Annotated in this window: 1 protein-coding gene and 1 pseudogene; both read right to left on the reverse strand. The window is 66.6% G+C overall.

Annotation, left to right across the window (positions count from 1 at the left end):
• Nucleotides 1-268: pseudogene (locus tag EN780_RS34835) on the reverse strand (hypothetical protein); the annotation flags it as partial.
• 286 nt (nt 269-554) lie between these two features.
• On the reverse strand, nt 555-1052 hold the full coding sequence (locus tag EN780_RS39235) for a hypothetical protein (RefSeq protein WP_245500222.1): 498 nt from the start codon (nt 1050-1052) through the stop codon (nt 555-557).
• Nucleotides 1053-1093: the final 41 nt, after the last annotated feature.

Below are 1093 nucleotides of genomic sequence, written 5' to 3' on the forward strand. Positions count from 1 at the left end.
CGCCGACGATCCGCTGCAGGTGGATCTGCATGGCCCGTTCGCCAAGACCTTCGCTCAAGCCGCTCGCCGTCTCGGAGATCAGCCGCTCATGGAGATCGCGGATGCCGTCGCTGTCGACAATTGCGGTCCCGAAACTCTCGGCGATCTTCAGCGCCTGGGCGCTGTCGGGGCAGGTGAGCCGGACCATTTCGAGGGTGGCGCCCTTGCGGAGCTGGACAATGCGCGCTGTTGGGCGGGCGGGTTGGCGAGGAGTGGCGGGCTTGGACATTTTTTCTTCCTTTCAACATCCGAAGCGGTTCCGGCTCGTGCCGGCTTGCCCTTCGGTGCGGTCGACCCGAACCAGCGGAAGACGGGCGCTTCAGGGTCCGGGCCTGGCCAGGACAAGCGGAGCCGATCTGCGGGCAAGCAGGGCACATGCCCTTGGCGAAGCCCCGCGGATCTGCTCTGCGACGGACGGCGGGATCCGGCCGCCCCGCGGCGCGATAGCGGCCTTGAAGCGAACGGCCGCCGGTTCAGACCGCAGCACAACCGAAGGACAAACCGGCCCGGCTCGGTCATCCAGGCTGCTGAAAGGAAATGACCGCGAGAGAACGCTGCTTCTCGCCATCCCCGCCCTCGGCCGCGTCTGGCAGCGTGACAGCACCGCCGCTATCCGGCGCCCCCGCTTTCGGCAGGCGATAGGATTGCGGCCAGGAGGGTCCGTGAGAATTGCGCAGGCGACGGAGCGTGCCGGCATCGTCGTGGGGCGGCTCGCCCATCCAGACGCGGTTGAGGATGATTTTCCAGCGTCGGCCGTGCTTTGCGGCATAGGCCTGCAGCGCCTGTCGCTCCTCGGGATCAAGCGGCCGCAGCTTTGCCGGTTTGGGCCGCGGCCCGCTGCTCGCCGTCGCCGACACAGCCTCCCGTTCGGCGATCAACCTGTTGGGTTCCGCCACGCCGGCCTTCAGGCATTCTGCCCCATTGAGATGATGAAACCTGATCCAGAATGCGGTCCGCTCCTGGGGCGAACTGCCGATACCGGCTCTGCGTTCGAGTTCACCGATCGTGCTCATGGGTGTTTATCTCCTGATACGGCGGGAACGCTCCCTGGATC

It is taken from the genome of Mesorhizobium sp. M4B.F.Ca.ET.089.01.1.1, from assembly GCF_004022605.1.
Taxonomy (GTDB): Bacteria; Pseudomonadota; Alphaproteobacteria; order Rhizobiales; family Rhizobiaceae; genus Mesorhizobium; species Mesorhizobium abyssinicae.

Bases quoted from the DNA above. Each gene is read 5' to 3' on its own strand.
- EN780_RS39235 (WP_245500222.1), bottom strand. From the start codon at position 1,052: ATGAGCACGATCGGTGAACTCGAACGCAGAGCCGGTATCGGCAGTTCG.